Below are 4,316 nucleotides of genomic sequence, written 5' to 3'. Positions count from 1 at the left end.
GCGCTGATGGTGGCGCTTTCCATGTCAATGCCGATCGCCCGGCTTAGCGAAAAGCGCCTGGCCGAGGCGGTGTAGCGCAATTCCCAATTGCGGTCGTCCGTAGTGACGACCGTGCCGGTGCGCATCCGTTTCTTGAGGTTCGCTTGCCCTCCGCCGCTGACGATCTCCGCCGCCTGCGCAAGCGCCTGCTGCACTTCGGCGATGGCGGGTAGGGGGATTTCGGGCGGCAGCACCGGATCGAGCACGTGATCGTCGCGCAGATAGGCGTGGGCCAGCACATAGTCGCCGATGCGCTGGCTGTCGCGCAAACCGCCGCAATGGCCGATCATCAGCCATGCTTCCGGCCGCAGGACCGCAAGATGGTCCGTGATGGTCTTGGCGTTCGAGGGGCCGACGCCGATGTTGACCAGGGTGATGCCCGAACGGTCTTCCTTTATCAGGTGATAGGCCGGCATCTGGTGGCGGCGCCATGCCGTATCGGAAAGGCGCGCCCGCGCGTTGTCGATCGGCGCGTCCAGGTAAAGTCCGCCTGCACCGGAGAGGGCGACATAGCCCTCGGTTCCGATCTGCAGCCCCGCCCAGTCGACAAATTCATCGACATAACGGTGGTAGTTGGTGAAAAGAATGAAGCGCTGGCAATGCTCGGGGCTGGTGCCGGTATAGTGGGCAAGGCGGGCCAGGCTGAAGTCCGTGCGCAGACCGTCGAACAGGGCCAGCGGCAGCGGATCGTCCCCGGCGAAGGCATGGGCGCCGTCAGCGATCTCATCGCCGATCATCGCCAGATCCGTGCTGGGGAAGTGCTGCGCCAAGTCCTGGGGCTTCACCGCGCCGATGGGTACACCGTCAAGCACGTAAGGAAACGGGATCTCCTGCGCTGATGGCGTGACTTTCAGCTCTATCTCATATTCAGCCTCAAGCAGGGCGAGCTGGTTGGTCAGGTAATCGGCAAACAGGTGCGGACGAGTGACGGTGGTGCAATAAGTGCCTGCCGCTTCCAGCCGTCCGAAGGCCCGTGTCGCTTTGGCGGCGCGTTCCTGGCCGTGATAAGTCACGCGCAGTTCCGGGTAAGTCCAGAGGCGTTGGGCGCGGCGTTCGGGCGGGGGAAGGGTGCCGTTCTCGACGAAGGCGATGATGTCTGCCTTCAGGCAGGCGACGGCGGCGTCATATACGCGGACCAATTCCGCGAGCGCTTCTTTCATCATTTCCATGACCACCTATTACGCAAATCATGCTGCGGCGCAATAGGTGCCGATTGCGTCGGGTCCATGGCGGAAATGGAAAAGGCCCCCACTTCGTGAAGCGAGGGCCTTCAAATTCCTTGGCTTTTACTGTCGGCGAAGCTCAGCCCTGAGCTTCGCCTTCGGCCGGAGCCTCTTCCTCGGCCGCAATCTCGCCGGGTTCCGCATTCGGATTGTAAGCTTCGGTGAAGCCGGAGACGTCCTGCTCGAACATCGCGGCCATCACGTCCACGCCCTGCGACTGCAGGTCGGCCTCGTCAGGTGAACGGGCGACGTTGACCTTGACGTTGACTGATACTTCCGGATGCAGGCTCACGCGCACGTCGAACACGCCGATCGTCTTGATCGGACGTTCAAGCACGATCATCTGCTTGGCGATGCCGGCGCCTTCGGCATTAAGGGCGTCGACGATGTCGCGCACCGAAACCGAACCGTAGAGCTGGCCCGAGTTCGAGGAGGCGCGGATCAGAACGACCTGCTTGCCTTCGACGTTGCCGGCGTGCTTCTGGGCGTCCGAACGCTTTTCGGCGTTGTCGGCCTCGATCTTGGCGCGGTTGGCTTCGAAGACCTTCTTATTGGCTTCGTTGGCGCGCAGCGCCTTCTTGTTCGGCAGCAGGTAATTGCGCGCGAAACCGTCCTTGACGGTGACGACGTCGCCGATGTTGCCCAGCTTCTCGACGCGTTCCAGGAGGATGATGTCCATGGGAAAGTCCTCCTTACTTCACGATGTAGGGCAGCAGACCGATGTGCCGGGCGCGCTTGATCGCCTGGCTCAGTTCACGCTGCTTTTTGGCGGAAACCGCAGTGATGCGGCTGGGGACGATCTTGCCGCGCTCGGACATGAAGCCCTGCAGCAGACGAACGTCCTTGTAATCGATCTTCGGCGCGTTCTTGCCCGAGAAGGGGCAGGACTTGCGGCGGCGGAAGAATGCACGTGCCATGTCTCAGACTCCTTCACGTTCGCGACGGCGAGTGCGCTCGCGATCGCTCTTGCGCATCATCACCGAGGGGCCGGTTTCGTGCTCGTCAACCCGGATGGTCACGTAGCGGATCACGTCCTCGTTGATCTGGGTCTGACGCTCCAGCTCGGCCACGGCGGCGCCCGAAGCTTCGAAGTTCAGCAGGACGAAGTGCGCCTTGCGGTTGCGCTTGATCTTGTAGGCGAGGTTCTTGAGGCCCCAGGTCTCGGTCTTGGAGACCTTGCCCTCATTCGCCTCGATGATCTCGGTAGCGGTGGCGGCCAGCGCATCGACTTGCGCTTGGCTAAGGTCCTGGCGCGCCAGGAACACGTGCTCGTAAAGAGCCACGGCAGCTTCCTTTTCTCTATCCAACCGATCGCTGGCTTATCCGCGGGATTGCGGGGCCCCTCCGGCTTTCTTCAGCTCCCACACGACCTTGCGGCAACGCGGAAGGGGCGCCCATAGCGGATAGACCGGGAAATGCAAGTGGATAAGGCTTACAGCAAGGAGCCTTGCTGCGCCATGTCCTCCCGCCGCGCACTCTTGAGCACGCTCGCGTCGACCCAGGGAATATCCGGGCGCTTGCCTCGGAACAGTTCCGCCAGCGTTAGGATTTGCAGGCGCGGATGTTTGCGACCGGTATATTCGTTCTCCCAAACACCCACGGCTGCTGCTTCCTTCTCCATCGGACCAGTTGGCAGCGCGGCACAGATGAAGACGCCGAAGGGTGCCTTCTCCCGCTCCATGGCGCTGTGCAGGTCGCGGATCATCTTCACGTCAACATGCTTGCCGCCTTTGACCGAAACGAGGGCCTTTTCGGTGCGCTTGCCATCAGGTTTGAAATAGATGATCCCGTCGATCCCGCCGTCCGCACCTTTCTTCTTGCCGCCATAGGGTAGGGCGTCGACGAGCGAAACCGCCCACCACTGAAACTGGTACTTGTCGCGTTCAGCGAGGTCGAGCGCGGCAGCCAGATCGCCAGGACGTCCTTCGACACGGAAGGAGACGCCCGGGAAGGCATCCTTCATGCGCTTCTCGATGAGGCTGATGGCGAGGTGCGTAACGTCGATGCCGATCCATTGCCGCCCCAACTTCTGCGCTGCATGGACGGCGGTGCCGCAGCCGCAGAAGGGATCAAGCACCACCTGATCTTCGTTCGAAGAAGCAGCGATGATCCGTTCGAGCAGGGAAAGGGGCTTCTGCGTGGGGTAGCCGAGGCGTTCCTGCGCTTGGGAGTTGAGCGGTGGGATGTCAGTCCAGACGTCGCTTAGCGCGACGCCGCGCTGTTCATCTAAATAGCGCTTCAGCTGAGGAACGCGACCCGGCGCCGTTTGTACAACAATTCCATCTTGATAAGCATTTTCCATCCGGTCTTTGGTCCAACGCCAGACACGCGTTACTCCTAAAAACTCGTACGTAAGGTTCGGGCGATTTGCGTTTGGATTGATTAAGCTGTCGAGACGATACATTCTTCCGTCGGGGTCGCAGTGGGAATATTTCACTGCGGTTTTATCAGGCAGATCGCCGGGGTCATAAGGCCGGTAGATAGCGTTTTCGTTCCAGGTGGTGTTTTCTCCCTTTGCATAGGTCAGAATAACATCGTGATTTCTCGGGAGACGACGTTTCATAAGGCTCTTGCCGGTTGACCGAGTCCAAATTATTTCGTTGACGAATTTCTCCGCACCAAACACCCCGTCCAGCAGTAGTTTGAGGTAATGGCTCGCGGTCGGGTCGCAGTGCAGATACAAGCTACCCGTCGGCTTCAGGACCCGGTGCAGTTCGATCAACCGGATCGCCATCATCGAGAGATAGGCCATCATGTCGTTCTCGCCCAGGAACGAACGCATGGCGCGAAGAAGGTCGAACGCCTTGGTGTTACCCGAACGCATCACCTCGTCGAAAGCGCCTTCCGCTTTGTCATTCCAGTGCCAGGTATCCTCGAACGCTTCGATCTGCGCGTCGCTGTTCTGACCTTCGGGCGACTTGAAGAGGATATTGTAATTGGCATTGCTGTTGAACGGCGGGTCCAGATAAATCAGGTCGACGCTTTCGTCCTTCACGTGTTCACGCAGCACATGCAGGTTGTCGCCGTAATAGAGTGTGTTGGTCATGCGACGAA

The 4,316-nt window shown here is 60.2% G+C and carries 5 protein-coding genes; all 5 read right to left on the bottom strand.

Features of this window, described 5'->3' with window-relative positions:
• The coding region (locus V7D69_RS14620; RefSeq protein WP_333606164.1) for an AMP nucleosidase at nt 1-1,208 on the bottom strand (1,208 nt) is incomplete at its 3' end.
• Between the two features lie 133 nt (nt 1,209-1,341).
• Nucleotides 1,342-1,941, bottom strand: coding sequence for a 50S ribosomal protein L9 (rplI, locus tag V7D69_RS14615; RefSeq protein ID WP_333606163.1), 600 nt, complete (start codon nt 1,939-1,941; stop codon nt 1,342-1,344).
• Nucleotides 1,942-1,954: 13 nt separating this feature from the next.
• Entirely contained in the window at nt 1,955-2,179 is a 225-nt protein-coding gene (gene rpsR, locus V7D69_RS14610; RefSeq protein WP_091145241.1) for a 30S ribosomal protein S18, read from the bottom strand.
• A 3-nt stretch (nt 2,180-2,182) separates the two neighbouring features.
• Entirely contained in the window at nt 2,183-2,545 is a 363-nt protein-coding gene (gene rpsF, locus V7D69_RS14605; protein ID WP_324060890.1) for a 30S ribosomal protein S6, read from the bottom strand.
• Between the two features lie 149 nt (nt 2,546-2,694).
• The coding region (locus V7D69_RS14600) for a DNA methyltransferase (RefSeq protein WP_333606162.1) at nt 2,695-4,316 on the bottom strand (1,622 nt) is incomplete at its 5' end.

The sequence above is a fragment of the Novosphingobium sp. genome, assembly GCF_036733805.1.
Taxonomy (GTDB): Bacteria; Pseudomonadota; Alphaproteobacteria; order Sphingomonadales; family Sphingomonadaceae; genus Novosphingobium.
This window is presented reverse-complemented; position numbering and strand designations above follow the sequence as displayed.

Bases quoted from the DNA above. Each gene is read 5' to 3' on its own strand.
- rpsR (WP_091145241.1), bottom strand. From the start codon at position 2,179: ATGGCACGTGCATTCTTCCGCCGCCGCAAGTCCTGCCCCTTCTCGGGC.
- rplI (WP_333606163.1), bottom strand. From the start codon at position 1,941: ATGGACATCATCCTCCTGGAACGCGTCGAGAAGCTGGGCAACATCGGC.